Source organism: Chitinophaga tropicalis (assembly GCF_009758205.1).
Classification (GTDB): Bacteria; Bacteroidota; Bacteroidia; order Chitinophagales; family Chitinophagaceae; genus Chitinophaga; species Chitinophaga tropicalis.
In genome coordinates, this window is record NZ_WRXN01000018.1 from 36,243 (window position 1) to 52,379 (window position 16,137).

The following is a 16,137-nucleotide window of genomic DNA, read 5'->3' on the forward strand; positions in this document are numbered from 1 at the left end:
TTTAAATCAGCGTTGATAATCAGTGTTTTTAAGGGGGTTTATAAAATTCACCCCAATCATTTACGATTGTCTACCCTTGATACGGAGCGGTTATGACATATTTGTATATCAACCAGCATTCAACTTAATTTATCAAAATCGATTTTTTGAGGGGGGACTTTCTGGCCTGCGGCCAGATAAAGACTAAACTGATATACTATCGCTCAATTCCACTATTATGAAAAAGAAATGTCAATCAACCTGTAAGGGATGGTTCCTTTGGATCTTACTCATTCCTCTTTCCCTTTTTGCTCAACAGAAAAAAACGGTGTCCGGTACAGTGAAGGACAAAGATGGCACACCACTATTAGGAGTGACTGTAATAGTAAAGGACCAAAAGACCGGTACTACCACGGACGGGAATGGCCGTTTTACAATTTCTGTCTCCACCGGCGCTACGCTGGTATTCACCTTTGTAGGATTCGGGAAAACGGAGCAGGTGACAGACAACAGGACGGAGTACAGTATACGGATGAGCGATCAGGCCGGCAGGCTTAACGATGTAGTTGTAGTGGGATATGCCACCCAGCAAAGAAAAGATCTGACCGGCGCTGTGGGTAGTGTGAATATGAAGGACTTTGAAAAAGCGCCGGTAAAGTCGTTCGATGAAGCACTGGCAGGCCGGGTAGCAGGGGTGGCTGTGGCGAGTAATGACGGTCAGCCGGGTTCTATCGCCAATATTGTGATACGCGGGGCGGGATCTATTACGCAGGACAACTCCCCTCTTTTTGTCATTGATGGTTTCCCGACGGAAAGTTCCAATGCAAATGCGATCAGTCCGGCAGATATTGAGTCGATCGACGTACTGAAGGATGCCTCTGCCACCGCTATTTACGGCGCCCGGGGGTCTAACGGGGTTATTCTCATCACCACGAAAAAAGGTAAAACAGGCGTACCTCAGGTTACTTATAATGGTTATTATGGCTGGCAACAGATCCCGAATAAGATACCGTTAATGAATGCGTATGAATTTGTGCGATACGTGGGCGATATCAACCCGGCTATTTACGATTCTGTTTACCTGGCCGGTGGTGCAACGCTGGAGGATTACCGCAATAAGGAATCAGTAGATATGCAGGACCATATTTACCGTGTGGGCCAGAATCAAAACCATGATATAGCTGTACGGGGAGGAAATGATAAGACCAGGTATTCAATTTCCGGTAACTACAATAACCAGAAGGGTATTATCATTAACGGCGGTTTTAAACGTTACCAGGGTAGGTTCTCACTTGACCAGACTGTGAATAGCAAGCTGAAGGTAGGTCTCAATGCAAATTACGCCTACAATGAAACCTATGGTATACCTGTTTCTGCTACCAACTTCTATGCTTCTGCCACCACATTATATTCTGTATGGGGTTTCCGGCCAACAACCAGTATTGCCGGCAGAGACAGTACTGTGAACCTGGTGGACGAGTTTTATGACCCGGGCAATGAACTGGCCAACAACCAGGACTATCGTGTGAACCCGTTACAGAATATCAGGAACCAGTATACTATGAACAGGGTGAACAACCTCATAGCCAATGCCTATGCAGAATATGCGATCACTAAAGAACTGACGTTGCGCGTAGCAGGTGGGATCAATACTGTGAATACGGAGATAGATATTTTCAACAACTCCAAAACGCAATCCGGCAGTAAATGGAATTCCAATGGCGTAAACGGCAGTATAGACTTCAGGCCGTCTTCACTCTGGCGTTCGGAGAACTCGCTGACCTACCGTAAACGCTGGAATAAGGTGCATAACCTGACAGTGCTCGGCGTATTCGAGGCGCAGGGATATAAATATTCACAGCGGAAGCTCTCTGCTAATCAAATCCCGAATGAAGATCTTGGACTGGATGCGATAGACCTGGCGGCGCCTGCCAATACTTCACTGACCTCTCTCAGTTCAGGATGGACGATGGCGTCAGGCGCCCTGCGTGTGAATTATGATTATAATTCGAAATACCTGTTCACAGCTTCACTCCGCGCAGATGGCTCGTCCAAATTTGCAGCAGGGAACAAGTGGGGCTATTTTCCTTCTGCATCTGCCGCATGGCGCTTCAGCAGTGAGGAGTTCATGAAGGGAGTAAGTTTTATCACTGATGCTAAGATAAGACTGGGTTATGGTGCTTCGGGGAATAACCGGGTGGGAGATTTTGCTTACCTGCCTCAATTGCAGCTGACCAATAACCAGTACTGGTATTCTTCGGGGAACGGGCCATTAAGCATAGGGGCCGTAATGATATCTTCCGGTAACCCGGACCTGCGCTGGGAAACCAATGAGCAAACCAATATAGGACTGGATCTGGCCTTCCTGAAAAACAGACTGACGCTGACGGTTGACGCCTATCAACGTACTACGAAAGATCTTTTGCTGAATGCCTCATTACCTTATGCTCATGGCATAGAGAGCGCGCAGGGATTCAAGAATGTGGGTAAGCTGCAGAACAAAGGCCTGGAGATCACAATAGCAGGGGTGATCATAGATAAGAAACAATTCAGCTGGAACAGCAGCTTCAATATCAGCTTCAATAAAAACAAAATACTATCGCTCGCAGAAGGACAACAGTCCATTCTTTCAGGTTCAGGTACATTCTTCAATACTACTTTCTCTGGTCTCTCCCCCTACATCTCTGTAATAGGAAGGCCATTGGGAGAAATGTACGGACTGGTGTTTGACGGAGTGTACCAGTATTCTGATTTCGATATGATGCCGAATGGTACTTACCTGCTTAAACCGGATGTAACTACCAATGGCGCGGCACGTAATTCTATCCGCCCGGGAGATGTCAAATACAAAGACCTGAATGGGGACCTGCAGGTGAACAACCAGGATTACACTATTATTGGCAGTGGTTTACCCAAACATACAGGAGGTTTCAGCAACGATTTCCGTTACGGTAATTTTGATCTGAACATATTGCTGCAATGGTCTTATGGCAATGATATTATCAATGCGAACCGTTATGTGTTTGAAGGGGGTATTGTGAACAACCCGAACCTGAACCAGTTTGCCACTTATTCCAAACGCTGGACACCTACCAACCCGAGCAACACGCTATTCCGTGCCGGTGGTATGGGCAATGCGGCTTACTCTTCCCGTGTGATCGAAGATGGCTCTTACCTGAAGCTACGGACGGTTTCCCTGGGGTACAATGTGCCGGGGGCCCTGCTGAAGCGCATGAAGATCAGGAACCTTCGTATTTATGGTTCTACACAGAACATTTATACGTGGACGAAGTATTCCGGTATGGACCCGGAAGTGAACGGCCGGCCTGGCAACCTTACACCGGGTTTTGATTATGCCATTTATCCGCATTCCCTCTCTTATGTGACTGGTTTAAGTGTAACCTTCTAAACTGACTGAACATGAAACGTATCTGCATCCTGGCATGTATAGCAATAGCGGGGCTTAGTTCCTGCAAAAAATTCCTTGATACCAAACCGACGGATTTCTATACAACAGAAAATTATTACAAAACGGAAACACAGCTGCAACAGGCGCTGAATGGTGTGTACGGAGACCTGATGCGACCGGAACTATATGCACAGGTGATGGGCTTCAATTTTGTATCCACTACGGACGAGGTGATGTCTAACCGTACTGCAGATGGCGATGCGCGTGGTCTCCGTTACAATTACGATGCTTCACTGGTGTATGTAGGCAACATCTGGCGTTATTCCTATGTGGGCATCAACAATATCAACACATTGCTGGATAACATTGACAAACCGGCGATGGATGAGGGCCGCAGGAATATCATTAAAGGACAGGCATTGTTCCTGCGTGGGTTCCTGTATTTTATTCTTACCAGTAATTATGGTGATGTGCCATTAGTGTTACACACTCCTGCTATCAATGAAGTGAACATTCCCCCCGTTAAACAGGCGGATGTGTATGCCCAGGTTGAAAAAGATATGAAAGAGGCGGAAGTGCTGCTGAAAGACTATACCGTGGCCCAGACAAGTTTCAACGATGTGGTTACGCTGACTGCTGTACAGGCTATGCTTGCCCGGGTATATCTCTACTGGGCAGGCTATCCGCAGAATAATACTGCCAGATACCAGGATGTGATCACCTATACCGATAAGGTGATCAATTCAGGCCTTCATGCATTGAACCCTGATTACCGGCAGATATTCATTAACCTGGCAAGAGATCAGTATGATGTAAGAGAAAACATCTGGGAGTTGGGGTCTCTCGGCGCTGCCGCCGGTGTGGTTAACAAATCCGGGAATGATATAGGCAACTTTGTGGGTATACAGTCTACCCTTACAGCGCTGGATTCTACCTCCTACAACTCGGCCGCCTGGGTATGGGTGACCAGGAAGCTGTTTGATTCTTATGAAGTGGATCCCGGCAGTACTGCAACCCCTAACAAATCCTCACTGGATATTCGCCGTGACTGGAACTGTGCAAATTACATATACAGCGGGACCAGTCCCCGTACTAAAGCGGCACGTCCGAATCCCTGGCAGATGTGTGCGGGTAAATTCAGGAGGGAGTATGTATCTCAGGCTATCCGCAATACAAATGGCGCTGGTGGTACCTACAATATAAACTGGCCTGTGATACGCTATTCTGATGTGTTGCTTATGCGGGCGGAAGCGGAGAACTATGTGAATGGCCCTGCTAACGCATATACGTACATTAACCAGGTGAGGAAAAGAGGATATGGGCTGCTGAATGGAAATGTAGTGAAATCCATCACTATGACGAACCAGGGCGGTGGTTATACCAAAGTACCTGCAGTTACCATTACCGGTGGAGGGGGTTCAGGCGCTACCGGAACGGCGATCGTTACAGGTGGCAAAGTCACCGGCATTTATCTGAATAGTCCGGGGGCATTGACAGCGGGTTCTTACTATACCTCCTCTCCTGTTGTAGTGATAGGTACTTTCTGGACGCCGGGCATCAGCTATACAGAAGGCATGCAGATCACCAATGGCAATGTGCTGTACACCGTAACAATGGCAGGTACTTCCACCAATACTCCACCGACCCATACCAGCGGGGCTTCCAGCGCGGAGATAACCGGCGCTGCGTTTACATATGCAGGTCCGGCGGCAAGTGCAACGGCTACCATTACCGTTGGCAATGAAGCTGATCTTACGCCAGGCCTTAACAAAGAAACATTCCAGCTGGCAATACGCGATGAAAGAATGCGTGAGCTGTGTTTTGAGGCGGTAAGGAAAGCAGACCTGATACGATGGGGGAACTTTGTGACAGACATGCAGAATTTTGCCGTATGGGCTACTTCCAATGGCGCGGGAGTTACGTCTACAGGTAATCCCAACGGGCTGCAGGGGCTGCGTAATGTGAGCGCAAGGCATGTCCTGCTGCCGAAGCCTACCTATGAACTCAATCTTAATCGCTTACTGGTACAGAATGAAGGTTGGTAATCCTTAAAAACACGAACATGAAAAAATCACTCATCATACTGTTGTCTTTCTTTGCAGCCGCCTGCTCTAAAAAGCTGGAAACAGATACGCCCAGCTTCGATGTTTCGCTAGATCCGGCAAGGATGGTGTCGGATACATTCACTTACCGCCTGGGAGACACCACCCGGTTCAGGTTCAGCGGCACTATTGGTAATATAGCGTTCTATTCCGGAGAAGCGGGAAAGCGTTATGATAGCCGAACCTCTACTTACAAACTGGGGCAGCTTACGTTGAGTTTTTCTTCCAAAGCAGAATCGGGTACTCAGGTGAATACATTGCAGGTGTTGGCTACCAATAAACTGGCTGGTCTTGATTCTGTTTCTGTAATGAATGCGGAATGGACAGATATAAGTACCCGCGGTGCCCTGGCTACCAGTGCTACTGTAGTACCTTTTGGTGTTGCTGATGTGACAGACCTGGTGGCTAATGAGAACGATTCTCTCTTTATTGCTTTCAAATACAGCGGAGTAACCGGCTCCCAACAGCGTACATGGACCATTACAGAGTTTACAGTAAATAATGTTCTGTCTGAAAAGACTGTTCCGCTAAGCGCACTATCAACAGATGTGGCTTACTGGACACGGTATGGCAATGTATGGAGCCCGGCCAATGGCAGGTGGACAATATCTGCTTCTGATCTCAAAATCACCGGTGGCAACAGCAGTGCATCTACCAATACCAGCTGGATCATCACCAAACCACTTTATGCAGGCCGTGTTCCTCCTGATGTGAGTGCAGGTATCAAGAGCGTTAATGAACCGGATAAAGCGGGATATGCTTATGCTTATCCGGCTGCCGGCGTGTACAGGGCCACTTTCGTTGCCTTTAATCATACCCTGGATGAAGAAAAACAGATTGTCCGGGAATTTATCATAAAAGTGACACCATAAAGATTATGAAACCATTGCTTTATCTCATTCTTACTGCCGGCCTGACTGCTTATCCGCTAAGCGAAGAAAAGGATTTTATCAGCAGTAATGCAGACTTTGCGCAGCAACAGCTCAGGCACATGTTAAAGGATACAGAATCCCGCAATAGCCTGGCTTTTCCACGCACTATCAATAAAGAAGGGAAAATGATCACCACTTCTATGTACGACTGGACGCCTGGCTTTTTTGCAGGCACTCTCTGGTATGCTTATGAACAGACAAAGGATCCGGTGTTACAGCAGGCAGCTGTTAAGTGGACGGAGAAGCTGGAACCGCTGAAAGATTTCACGCAGCATCACGATCTTGGCTTTATGATGTATTGCAGCTATGGCAATGCTTATAGACTTACGGGAAATAAAGCGTACCGGGACATACTTATACAGGGAGCCCGTTCGCTCAGTACCCGTTTCAATCCTGTGACAAAGAGTATTAAATCATGGAATGCTTTCAAGTCGTGGCATAGTCAGCAGCTATATAATTATCCTGTGATCATTGACAACCTGATGAACCTCGAACTGCTATTCTTTGCCTCAAAAGAGACGGGAGATACCAGCTTCCGTCATATAGCGGTGAGTCATGCGGAGACTGCCATGCAGAACCAGGTAAGGCCGGATTACAGCTCTTATCATGTGGTTTGTTACGATACGGCGAATGGTAAAGTATTGACGCGGGAGACGGCGCAGGGCTATGCAGATAATTCTACATGGTCAAGAGGCCAGGCATGGGGGATATATGGTTTCACTATGATTTACCGGGAAACGAAAGACCCGCGCTTTCTGAAGACCGCAATTGGTATGGCTGACTGGTTCCTGGATAACAGGAACCTACCTGCCGACAAAATACCGTATTGGGATTTTAACGCGCAGGAGCAAGGATATGTACCTGGTGTGCGCTCCAGTGCCAGCAAAATAAAAGTGAAGTACCGTGATGCTTCTGCTGCTGCTATTGTAGCTTCTGCATTGTTTGAGCTGAGTGGTTATGCAGATAAGAGTAAAGGGCTGAAATTCCGCCAGGCGGGGATCAAAATGCTGCATTCACTGGCAAGTCCTGCGTACAGGGCGCCGGAGGAAAAGAATGGTAACTTTATATTGATGCACAGTGTGGGAAGCATTCCGCATAATACGGAGATAGATGTGCCGCTGGTGTATGCTGATTATTATTTTATGGAAGCGTTACAGCGGTATAAAGTTTCGCTGAATTAATGTATGCTTACAGATCTAGTGCACCAATTAGGATTTATACAAAGAAACTGCTCAAAAAAATAGATTTTGCCTTCGGCAAAATCTATTTTTTTGAGGGGGGATAGGGCCTGCGGCCGGCTAAGAATCTGAACCGGCATACTATGCTTTCTTTCTTTTGCGTATCTTAGCAGCTTGAAAATCACTACACAACTCAACATTATTGCGCTGGAGGCACAGGAAAAGGAAGCTGAAAACCAGGCATTCAGAGCATTTCTCCGTACACAGGAACCTGCTGATATTGATGAGCTTGCACAGGAGCTTGATGCTATTATTACTCCGCAGATAGATTGTACCAGTTGCGGCAATTGTTGCCGCTCATTGATGATCAATGTTACGCAGGAAGAGGTAAGACGACTGGCGGCACATTTAAACCGCTCTGAAGATAATGTGAAGGAACAATATATTGAAAACGGTTCTGACAATACAATGATGGTTGTCAATACTATTCCCTGCCATTTTCTTAATAACAACCGCTGTACTATTTACGAACAACGCTTTGCAGAATGCCGTGAATTTCCCGGCCTGAGTCAACCTCATTTTACCAACCGCCTCTTTGCCATGTTGATGCACTATGGCCGTTGCCCTATCATTTACAATGTGTTGGAAGAAATGAAGAGGAGACTGGCATTTTCTTATTGAATTAAAAAAGCATTAAAATAGGGATAGCCTCAGGAAAGCTATTGAAAAATTCTCTTCTTTTGCTCCGCAAACTTTAATGGAACAATGAAAAAATTGAGCACACCCCTTGCCATTACTTTTATGGCTATGCTAACTACATGTTTTCACTCATCAGTAAACGCCCAGCAAAAACCTAAGCTTATAGCGGCAACAACACCTGTACATGAGAAAGTACTGACAGCAGAAGAACAGAAAGTCCTTACACCAGATGCTGTGATACAAAGTCTGAAAGAAGGTAATAAACGGTTTGTCAGCAATAATCTTACTTCCCGGAACCACTCTGCTATGGTTAGAAAGGCAGCTGCGGGGCAATATCCCAAAGCAGCGGTTATTTCCTGTATAGATAGCCGTGTACCGGTAGAAGACCTGTTTGATAAAGGAATAGGCGATCTGTTTGTAGGAAGGGTGGCTGGTAACTTTGTAAACGAAGACCTGCTGGGCAGCCTGGAATATAGCTGTAAAGTATCAGGCGCCAAACTGGTAGTAGTGTTAGGACATGCGTCCTGCGGCGCTATCAAAGCAGCTATTGACCATGTGGAACTGGGTAACATCACAGCAATGCTCACAAAGATCCAGCCGGCAGTAGCACAGGCGCAGGACTACCAGGGAGAGAAGACTTCTAAAAATTATGATTTTGTGGATTATGTAGCGAAGAAGAATATATCTAATACTATTGAAACAATAAGAGCCAAAAGCCCTATTCTGAAAGAAATGGAAGATAAGGGAGAGATAAAGATAGTAGGTGCTTTTTATAACCTGAAAACGGGAGAGGTAACATTTTTATAATTAAAAAGGGATAGTCATTTTCTGATGGCTATCCCTTTTTTTTCATTCAGACTTTCCCAGGTTGATGCTCCATATCAACTCCTACATGGTGCTTCTGAACCAGGGTCCATCCTAAAAATCCTGCAACCAGTGTTAATCCAAATCCTATAACAGTAAGCGGAATAGCCAGGCCAAGTACAGGTTTAACCTCATCCCACTTTCCACATTCAGTAAAAGCCACAATAGCGAAGCATATTAAAGCAAGCACGTTACAAATCATGTGAAACAGACCTGTCTTTTTTGCGCCGACATCTTTAGGTATAAACAGCCAGTCAATAAAGCCAGGCAGCGCAGCTAGTACTGCCGTGGCCACACCTGCAATGTTTGCCACTACAGCCACTCTGAACCAGAACGGGTCCTGGTTGGAACTGTAGGTAATGTAACAGACAAGCGTAGCCGTGTAAAAGGCAACCGGGAAGGCTACCAACATCGGGTGAACAGGATGCCCTGCAATTTTTACTTTACTGTACATATGCTTTGTTTACTGATTTTCAGTAGAAAAAGCGTGCCAGATGGGTAAGCCGGGTCAGCAGTATACTTTTAAATTAAAGCGGTCACAACTATACATTTATAGTTATGACCACTTAGAGGTTAACAAGTCAATGTGTTTGGTCGTCGTTATGGGTTAACAAGCCTATTTAACACGAATACGAATGTATCTCCGCTAAAAACGGAGGAAAAGAATGTTTTCAACAATGGTTTGCCCTGCCTGTCAAACAGCTGGATCTGGCTTGTCCAGTCGCTGACAGAGAAGCGTTGAACATCTGATAACGGAATTAGCTGGTCTCCTATCTTTAATGAATCTTTCTGAAGAATAAGCTCTTTAGATTGCACTTTCAGAAACGATTTTGTACCGATTGCCGTGAATTTTTTAGCGATCACTGCAGATTGATCGATGTAATGAAAGGTGATGCTTTTACCAGCAGATAAATGCTGTAATACTTTGGGCGCATGTATTGCCTGATGCTGTGTACGAATGTACTCAATCACCTTAGCTGAATTCCTGTATGTTGTAGGAATGGCCTGCCATTCCTGATGCTCGTTACTACGGTAGGCCAGGTTATTCAGGAAATAAAGCTGCCTGCCGGATGAAAAGAGGTAAATGTCACGCATATCTGCAAAACGGGTTGCTTTTTGCTGTCCCTTATGATCAGCAATGATCCCTTGCTCACATATATAAAATACGGCCCCTTTAGTACGATAATTAGCCAGGAGTATTATCAGGATGGCTAATGTCATAATAAAGGCTATGGCGCCGTACAATACACTGATATCCCCGGAAAAATGGGCAGTGCCGTTTTTTACGGGTAAGATCCCTCCGAAGTAAATCAATGCACATATAGCTGAAAATAAGATCATTATTACGACAGAGAAGTAAAAGAAGGTTTTGGACGGAGCCGATTTATAGACAAGCCCACCCAGTTCGTTTTGCGTGTTCATCGTTTTCCTGTTTATATAAAGCGCAAATATAGATGGGGCTGGTGAATAGGGGTATAGTTAAAATTAGGGATTTTGGGGAGGGACCTTCTTTTTTATGTTTAACAGCTATCTTACAATATACTTAATAGCTGGTTGGTAATAATTCCTGTAAGAATGGCTATGAAGAAGCTCAGAAATGTTCCGATCACCACATACTCAGTGAGCTTGGTTTCTTTGGGCTCTTTTAAGTCTCCAAACCTAAATACCGACTTCGCTGCCAGCAGAAAGCCAACTCCTTCCCATTTCCCTAACAAAATGAAGATAAGAATCATTAATCTTTCAAGAAATCCTATCCATTCACCGGCATCTTTTAAGGACTCAATTACTATTGTATGTGGCCCGGGATGAGCAGTTGTATCCGGCGTCCATTTAGAGATTGCTATTTTTGTAAGCAGAGATGCGGGTTTCAATACGAATAAAATAGCGGTAGTGATTATCAATGTTCTGGGAGTAACTATAGCTGCGTAATCCAAAGTTACTTTTTCATAGAATGACCATACGAAAAATAATACAACTAAATGGATGATCTGATCTATAAAAAACCATGTTCTTTGGTTTCCTGGCTTTTGGTACTGTAACTTTACTCCATCAATAAGCAGGTGAGAACCCATAATTATTAATGCTGCTTTCCAGTAACTATAGTTCCAGGTAACTAAAAGAATTAAAATGAAGTGTATGAAAACATGCACATACAAGTAAGGAGAGCGCCATTTCAACAACTCTTTATTGGCAACCATTTTATCATTTTGTAAAAAAAAGTCGCCGAGAAGATGAGCCAAAAAGAATTGAAGTAAAAGTATCATATCAGCTGATTTTCTTTACGATGCTTTTTTCATAAAAGGCTATCAAATCCATTATTTCGTCATAATGCGCTCTTTTCTGAGTTTCACTAATGGTAGATTGCGTCCTTTCTATTCTATCACCAAGCTCTTTTTGTGAAAGATTGCGGTTAACAATTGATGCTGCTACTATTTGTGCTGTAGCAGCACTCCATTTATCTAAAACTATCGACGCAAGACGAAGCATTAAATTTAGTTCATTATCTAATTCCGGCCAAGGGCTTCTGATGGCAAGGTGCTGTTTTAATTTTTTAAGTTCTTCAAAAATCTCCCCGGAATTAATAAATACTTCACCGTTAGCTTCGGTAATTTTCGGAGCATCATAATTCTTCTCTCCTATCCCGATACCTATTCTCACGTCTAATTTTTCAATAGACTTTATACAGGCTTTAATACGGATTGCTGCTAACAGAGCATGTTGAGGAGCGTTTATTTCTACCTGAAAGCTGTCACCTCTATATATCTCCCATGTCTTTGGGGATTTCCCCCATTCCCGCATAAGGGCTTTCAATGGATTTAACCAGATTGCCGGATCATCCATTTTCCGTGAATTGATAATATCTCCGGTAATAACACTTGTCATAAATCAAATATCGGCTAAATTACCAATAATTTAAAATATCGGTTGTTTAAACGATAATTTGAAATATCGGTAGAATTACCGATATTTATATTACAAGATAATAATATGGCTATAAACATCAACAAAGAGAAAATAGGCACCTGCCAGACGCTGGTTACTTACCTGGAAATGCATACGCCTCCGGCAGAAATACTGGTACCGGCAGACAATGTAAAAATAACGTTGCTGGAGAAGCCGATAGACGTAGAAGTTTACCGCGAGCATTATTATAAAGTAGGAGAAAAGCATTACTGGCTGGACCGCCTGGTAATGCCGGATGATGAGCTGCATGAGCTTATCAATGCAGATAATATTGACATTTTTATTGTCAGTATTGATGGCGCACCTGCAGGCTATGCAGAGTTTATAAAAGGTGAAGAGTTTACAGAGATACTGTATTTTGGTCTCTATCCCGAATTTACGGGTAAAGGTTATGGAAAATATTTCCTGAGATGGGCTATAGAGAAAGCGTGGAGCTATGGTCCCAAATGGATACAGCTGAACACATGTAAACTGGACCATCCCTATGCACTTACCAACTATAAGAATAACGGCTTTACAGAAGTGAGATCAGAATACCAGACAAGGAGGATACTTATAGATTAAAAAGCTTCATTTAAACCGAGGAAAAATCCTTTGGCGCCATATTTTCCCCAGGCATAATCCAGGCATAAGTTAGTGCGGGTAACCTTATTGAAAAGTATGCGTAATCCCCCTCCCCCGCCGGGTTGCCATTCCTGGAATAACTTTGTACCAATCTCATCATTGGCTGTCTGTAAATGGAAGAACATTACTCCACTGATAAAGTTATTCCTCAATATGGGGAATCTGTATTCTACTTCTGAATAGTTATATTTTGTTCCTTTAAAGTAACCTACGGTATACCCTCTTCCACTACGGGACCCCGGGTCTTTGGCTGTACCCGGCAGTTCAAGGTATGGTACTGCCCCGCTAACCAGGTAAGAGCCCCAGTTCCAGAAAGCGATCACATGTGCAGGGTTACGGGTAGAAAGCCCTACATATTTCCTGAAATCGGTAGTGAACTGTACCGCGCTTTTCGTACTGCCCATCCAGGTCTGGTTGACCCTGAAGCCAGCATCGGCATAGATGCCTTTATAAGCGCGATTCTGGTTATCGCGGGTAGTATACTGAACATTGAATAAAAGGCCGTTAGCCATATAATGATCCCGCGGGAACCCGTGCCGGTCGCTATATATGTTATAGGGAGTGAGGCTGTTGGCGGTATCCCTCTCGTCGATCTTTCTCCTGATATCGAAGGATACACCGACCCCGGCAAAGAGGTTCTTCTTAATTTCCTTATACACCTTCTCCCGGAAATTGTAAAACTGGGCACGCAGCACACGGGGTGTACGCCCGGGATTGGCAAGGATATTATCTGTTTCACTCTTATCAGAGCCTTTGCCTATTCCCAGCCCGTAATCGGGCGTTACAGTTTTTGCAGCTACCAGGCTGCCCTGCAGGTTCCATTTATTGCCGGATGTATAGATATTATGACTGATATAAAAATAGATGATGCCTTTAGTGGTAATGGAAGCAGATGTGGCTCCTACAGACAATAGTGTATTAGGATCATTCCCAAATTTCTTACCTGCAACAGCCTTAATACCTATCTGCGACCCAATAGTGGGATTGGAAGCAATATTGGGGACAACGATAATACCGGAAGATTTCCTGTTCTTGGGCACTGGTGGCCTTTTAGGAAACAGCACCGCCCGGACCAGATCTCCGATATCATACTGCCCTGACAGATCCTCCACCTGACGGTGGGCTTCATTCAGGGAGTCTATTTTCAGGGTATCTGCCGGCACCGGTACCTGGCTATATACCTGGCTACAGACACATAGCAACAAAAACAACAACAGGATATTTAGCGGGCGGTATAACAATGCAGAATAAGTTTATTTATTAGCTTATATACCAGCAGAGTACACAAATTTTAAACCAACCGCGTGGGCTTATGCCAAAAGCACTGTTCAAAAAAGCTTTTGCCTGCAGCAAAAGCTTTTTTGAACACGGAGCTGGCCTGCGGCCGGCTATAAATTTGATGCGTAGATTGTTCAGAAGGCCATTTTTAATGCCTTTGTTCAAATATTTCCTGGATCTGCCTGATCTCTTCAGTATAGATGGTCTTTTTCCTGGTACCGAAATAAAGGGTGTTCTCAATAACGTTATTCCCTTCCCATACCAGCTTAACCTTACCCTGTTCTACCTCTTCCTGGCAAAGGAAATCAGGGATAATGGCAAACCCTTCTCCATCACTGATGCAACGGATAATGGAACAGATATTAGGGACGATATAGTTAGGCTTAAAATCAGGATGTTTATTAAAATTAAGATGCCAGAATTTCTTCAGGTTATCCATATCTGCCGCCGTGCTATACCAGGTCTGCTTCTGCAACCATGCTTCTGCTTCCTTTAATTTTTTCTGAGTGATCAGTTTCTTAAATGCTTTGGTATCTGACCTGCTTCCACCTACCATGACTATCCGCTCTTTTGAAAAAGGCACATACTGTAATCCCTGCTGATTACCTTTCTGCGGCGTGATGATGAGGTCCAGCACTCCTTTATCCAGGTCATGCTGCATTTGCGGATACTCTCCGAACTTAATGATCAGGTTGAACGGGAAACGGGAGATATGTGGTTCCAGCGTGTACTGGAAAGTTTCAAAGCACATGCCTACACTAATGGTTGCTTTCTCTGAGACCGAGCTCCTGTTGAAATGCTGTTCCGCCATTTCCAGCCTGCTGACAGGCTCAAGAATAAAATTGTACAACACCTTTCCTCTTTCAGTCGGTACCATTTTCCGGGCTGCCCTGTCAAACAGTTTATAACCGGTGAAGGCTTCCAGCGAATTCAGATGCAGGCTTACCCCGGGTTGAGAAATGTATAAGGCCTGTGCAGCGCCTGTCAGGGAGCCGGTTTCATAGATCGCTTTAAAGGTGCGGAACCATTCCATATTTGCAATCATGCTCAATCATTTTTCTGATACAAAGCTACTATTTAAATAATTATATTGATAGATAGCATGGCCGTAAATTTGTGTCGTTCAATTAAAAAACAATAAATCATGTCAATAAAGAAAGTATTTGTTACAGGCGCTACGGGCTATATTGGAGGCTCTATCGCGAAGTTACTGATGGATAAGGGATATGCTGTTTCGGGGCTTGCAAGAAAAGAAAGCGACCTGGAGAAACTACAATCACTGGGCATTACGCCGGTACAGGGTACATTACAGGATGCCCCTGTATTAAGAGCAGAAAGTATAAAAGCAGATGCTGTTATTCATACTGCTGATGCAGATGATCCTTATGCTGTGGATACCTTCCTGCAGGCGCTGAGAGGCACCGGTAAGACGTTTATTCACACTTCGGGTTCAAGCATACTGGGAAATAAAGATAACGGCGGGAAAAGTGACTTTGTATATACAGAAGATATACCCGTGGAGGCACGTTTTGAGAAAGTACACCGTATCATCATCAACAATCATATTATCCGCTCTGCACAGGAAGGCATACGCAGTATCGTGATCGTGCCTACCATGATATACGGAGACGGATTGGGATTGAAGAAAGACAGTATACAGGTCCCTATGCTGCTGAAAGCATCTAAAGAAAAAGGTACAGGTGTTTATATTGAGAAGGGAGAGAATATCTGGTCTAACATACATATTGCAGATCTGGCAGAGCTTTACGTGGCTGCACTGGAAAAGGCAAAAGCAGGTTCTTATTTCTATGCTGAGAATGGGGAGTCTTCATTGAAAGATATTGCGCTGTCTGTCAGTAAAAGGATTGGTAAGGAAGGGGATATTACCTCTATCAGTATGGATGAAGCGGTGAAGCATTTCGGATCTGAAGGGGCTTATTTTGCGTTGGGATCCAATAGCAGGTGTAATGCTGATAAGGCGAGAGAAACGTTGGGATGGAAACCGAGGTATAATTCTATACATGATTTTATCTGAGGTTGGTTTAAGAAGAGAGGGTTGCTCAAAAAAAGTGCTTTTGCCTGCGGCAAAAGCACTTTTTTTGAGCGGC

At 44.5% G+C, this 16,137-nt stretch carries 14 protein-coding genes; 8 read left to right on the forward strand and 6 right to left on the reverse strand.

Features of this window, described 5'->3' with window-relative positions; genetic code table 11:
* Positions 1-217 precede the first annotated feature (217 nt).
* The 6 genes from GO493_RS27365 (at position 218) to GO493_RS27390 (ending at position 9,106) form a co-directional block, all read left to right on the forward strand.
* Positions 218-3,388: a SusC/RagA family TonB-linked outer membrane protein gene (locus GO493_RS27365; protein WP_157309429.1), complete on the forward strand. Its 3,171-nt coding sequence runs from the start codon at positions 218-220 to the stop codon at positions 3,386-3,388.
* An 11-nt stretch (positions 3,389-3,399) separates the two neighbouring features.
* The gene (locus GO493_RS27370; protein WP_157309430.1) at positions 3,400-5,433 is read left to right on the forward strand and encodes a RagB/SusD family nutrient uptake outer membrane protein; all 2,034 of its coding nucleotides are present in this window, start codon (positions 3,400-3,402) and stop codon (positions 5,431-5,433) included.
* A gap of 17 nt (positions 5,434-5,450) precedes the next feature.
* Positions 5,451-6,362, forward strand: a complete 912-nt coding sequence (locus GO493_RS27375) for a DUF5017 domain-containing protein (protein ID WP_157309431.1) — start codon at positions 5,451-5,453, stop codon at positions 6,360-6,362.
* Between the two features lie 5 nt (positions 6,363-6,367).
* Positions 6,368-7,603, forward strand: coding sequence for a glycoside hydrolase family 88 protein (locus GO493_RS27380; RefSeq protein ID WP_157309432.1), 1,236 nt, complete (start codon positions 6,368-6,370; stop codon positions 7,601-7,603).
* 171 nt (positions 7,604-7,774) lie between these two features.
* A complete protein-coding gene (locus GO493_RS27385; RefSeq protein ID WP_157309433.1) occupies positions 7,775-8,281 on the forward strand; it encodes a YkgJ family cysteine cluster protein in 507 nt (168 codons plus the stop codon).
* Between the two features lie 84 nt (positions 8,282-8,365).
* Positions 8,366-9,106, forward strand: coding sequence for a carbonic anhydrase family protein (locus GO493_RS27390; protein WP_157309434.1), 741 nt, complete (start codon positions 8,366-8,368; stop codon positions 9,104-9,106).
* A gap of 46 nt (positions 9,107-9,152) precedes the next feature.
* On the opposite strand, the gene GO493_RS27395 is transcribed toward GO493_RS27390, so the two are convergent.
* From GO493_RS27395 to GO493_RS27410, 4 genes are all read right to left on the reverse strand, one after another.
* Complete coding sequence (locus tag GO493_RS27395) at positions 9,153-9,617, reverse strand: DUF2231 domain-containing protein (protein ID WP_157309435.1); 465 nt, start codon at positions 9,615-9,617, stop codon at positions 9,153-9,155.
* Between the two features lie 146 nt (positions 9,618-9,763).
* Positions 9,764-10,585 (reverse strand): DUF6585 family protein, encoded by an 822-nt coding sequence (locus GO493_RS27400; protein WP_157309436.1) that lies wholly within the window; start codon positions 10,583-10,585, stop codon positions 9,764-9,766.
* 110 nt (positions 10,586-10,695) lie between these two features.
* Positions 10,696-11,427 carry a DUF3307 domain-containing protein gene (locus GO493_RS27405; RefSeq protein ID WP_157309437.1) on the reverse strand — a complete coding sequence of 244 codons (732 nt, stop codon included), beginning with the start codon at positions 11,425-11,427 and terminating at the stop codon, positions 10,696-10,698.
* 1 nt (position 11,428) lies between these two features.
* Positions 11,429-12,046 (reverse strand): transcriptional regulator, encoded by a 618-nt coding sequence (locus GO493_RS27410; RefSeq protein ID WP_157309438.1) that lies wholly within the window; start codon positions 12,044-12,046, stop codon positions 11,429-11,431.
* Between the two features lie 105 nt (positions 12,047-12,151).
* Here GO493_RS27410 and GO493_RS27415 point away from each other — a divergent pair, with 105 nt between their 5' ends.
* Entirely contained in the window at positions 12,152-12,691 is a 540-nt protein-coding gene (locus GO493_RS27415; RefSeq protein ID WP_157309439.1) for a GNAT family N-acetyltransferase, read from the forward strand.
* Here GO493_RS27415 and GO493_RS27420 read toward each other — a convergent pair.
* Both GO493_RS27420 and GO493_RS27425 read right to left on the reverse strand, forming a co-directional pair.
* On the reverse strand, positions 12,688-13,956 hold the full coding sequence (locus tag GO493_RS27420) for a BamA/TamA family outer membrane protein (protein ID WP_232539131.1): 1,269 nt from the start codon (positions 13,954-13,956) through the stop codon (positions 12,688-12,690). The two genes, GO493_RS27415 and GO493_RS27420, sit on opposite strands and share 4 nt — an antisense overlap.
* Positions 13,957-14,177: 221 nt before the next feature.
* Positions 14,178-15,074: a LysR family transcriptional regulator gene (locus tag GO493_RS27425; protein ID WP_157309441.1), complete on the reverse strand. Its 897-nt coding sequence runs from the start codon at positions 15,072-15,074 to the stop codon at positions 14,178-14,180.
* A 99-nt stretch (positions 15,075-15,173) separates the two neighbouring features.
* On the opposite strand from GO493_RS27425, the gene GO493_RS27430 reads away from it, so the two are divergent.
* Positions 15,174-16,064, forward strand: a complete 891-nt coding sequence (locus GO493_RS27430; protein WP_157309442.1) for an NAD-dependent epimerase/dehydratase family protein — start codon at positions 15,174-15,176, stop codon at positions 16,062-16,064.
* Positions 16,065-16,137 lie beyond the last annotated feature (73 nt).

Excerpts from the sequence above, each read along its gene's own strand:
- GO493_RS27405 (WP_157309437.1), bottom strand. The coding sequence starts at position 11,427 with ATGATACTTTTACTTCAATTCTTTTTGGCTCATCTTCTCGGCGACTTT.
- GO493_RS27400 (WP_157309436.1), bottom strand. The coding sequence starts at position 10,585 with ATGAACACGCAAAACGAACTGGGTGGGCTTGTCTATAAATCGGCTCCG.
- GO493_RS27415 (WP_157309439.1), top strand. The coding sequence starts at position 12,152 with ATGGCTATAAACATCAACAAAGAGAAAATAGGCACCTGCCAGACGCTG.
- GO493_RS27375 (WP_157309431.1), top strand. The coding sequence starts at position 5,451 with ATGAAAAAATCACTCATCATACTGTTGTCTTTCTTTGCAGCCGCCTGC.
- GO493_RS27425 (WP_157309441.1), bottom strand. The coding sequence starts at position 15,074 with ATGATTGCAAATATGGAATGGTTCCGCACCTTTAAAGCGATCTATGAA.
- GO493_RS27430 (WP_157309442.1), top strand. The coding sequence starts at position 15,174 with ATGTCAATAAAGAAAGTATTTGTTACAGGCGCTACGGGCTATATTGGA.
- GO493_RS27390 (WP_157309434.1), top strand. The coding sequence starts at position 8,366 with ATGAAAAAATTGAGCACACCCCTTGCCATTACTTTTATGGCTATGCTA.
- GO493_RS27380 (WP_157309432.1), top strand. The coding sequence starts at position 6,368 with ATGAAACCATTGCTTTATCTCATTCTTACTGCCGGCCTGACTGCTTAT.
- GO493_RS27365 (WP_157309429.1), top strand. The coding sequence starts at position 218 with ATGAAAAAGAAATGTCAATCAACCTGTAAGGGATGGTTCCTTTGGATC.
- GO493_RS27410 (WP_157309438.1), bottom strand. The coding sequence starts at position 12,046 with ATGACAAGTGTTATTACCGGAGATATTATCAATTCACGGAAAATGGAT.
- GO493_RS27370 (WP_157309430.1), top strand. The coding sequence starts at position 3,400 with ATGAAACGTATCTGCATCCTGGCATGTATAGCAATAGCGGGGCTTAGT.
- GO493_RS27395 (WP_157309435.1), bottom strand. The coding sequence starts at position 9,617 with ATGTACAGTAAAGTAAAAATTGCAGGGCATCCTGTTCACCCGATGTTG.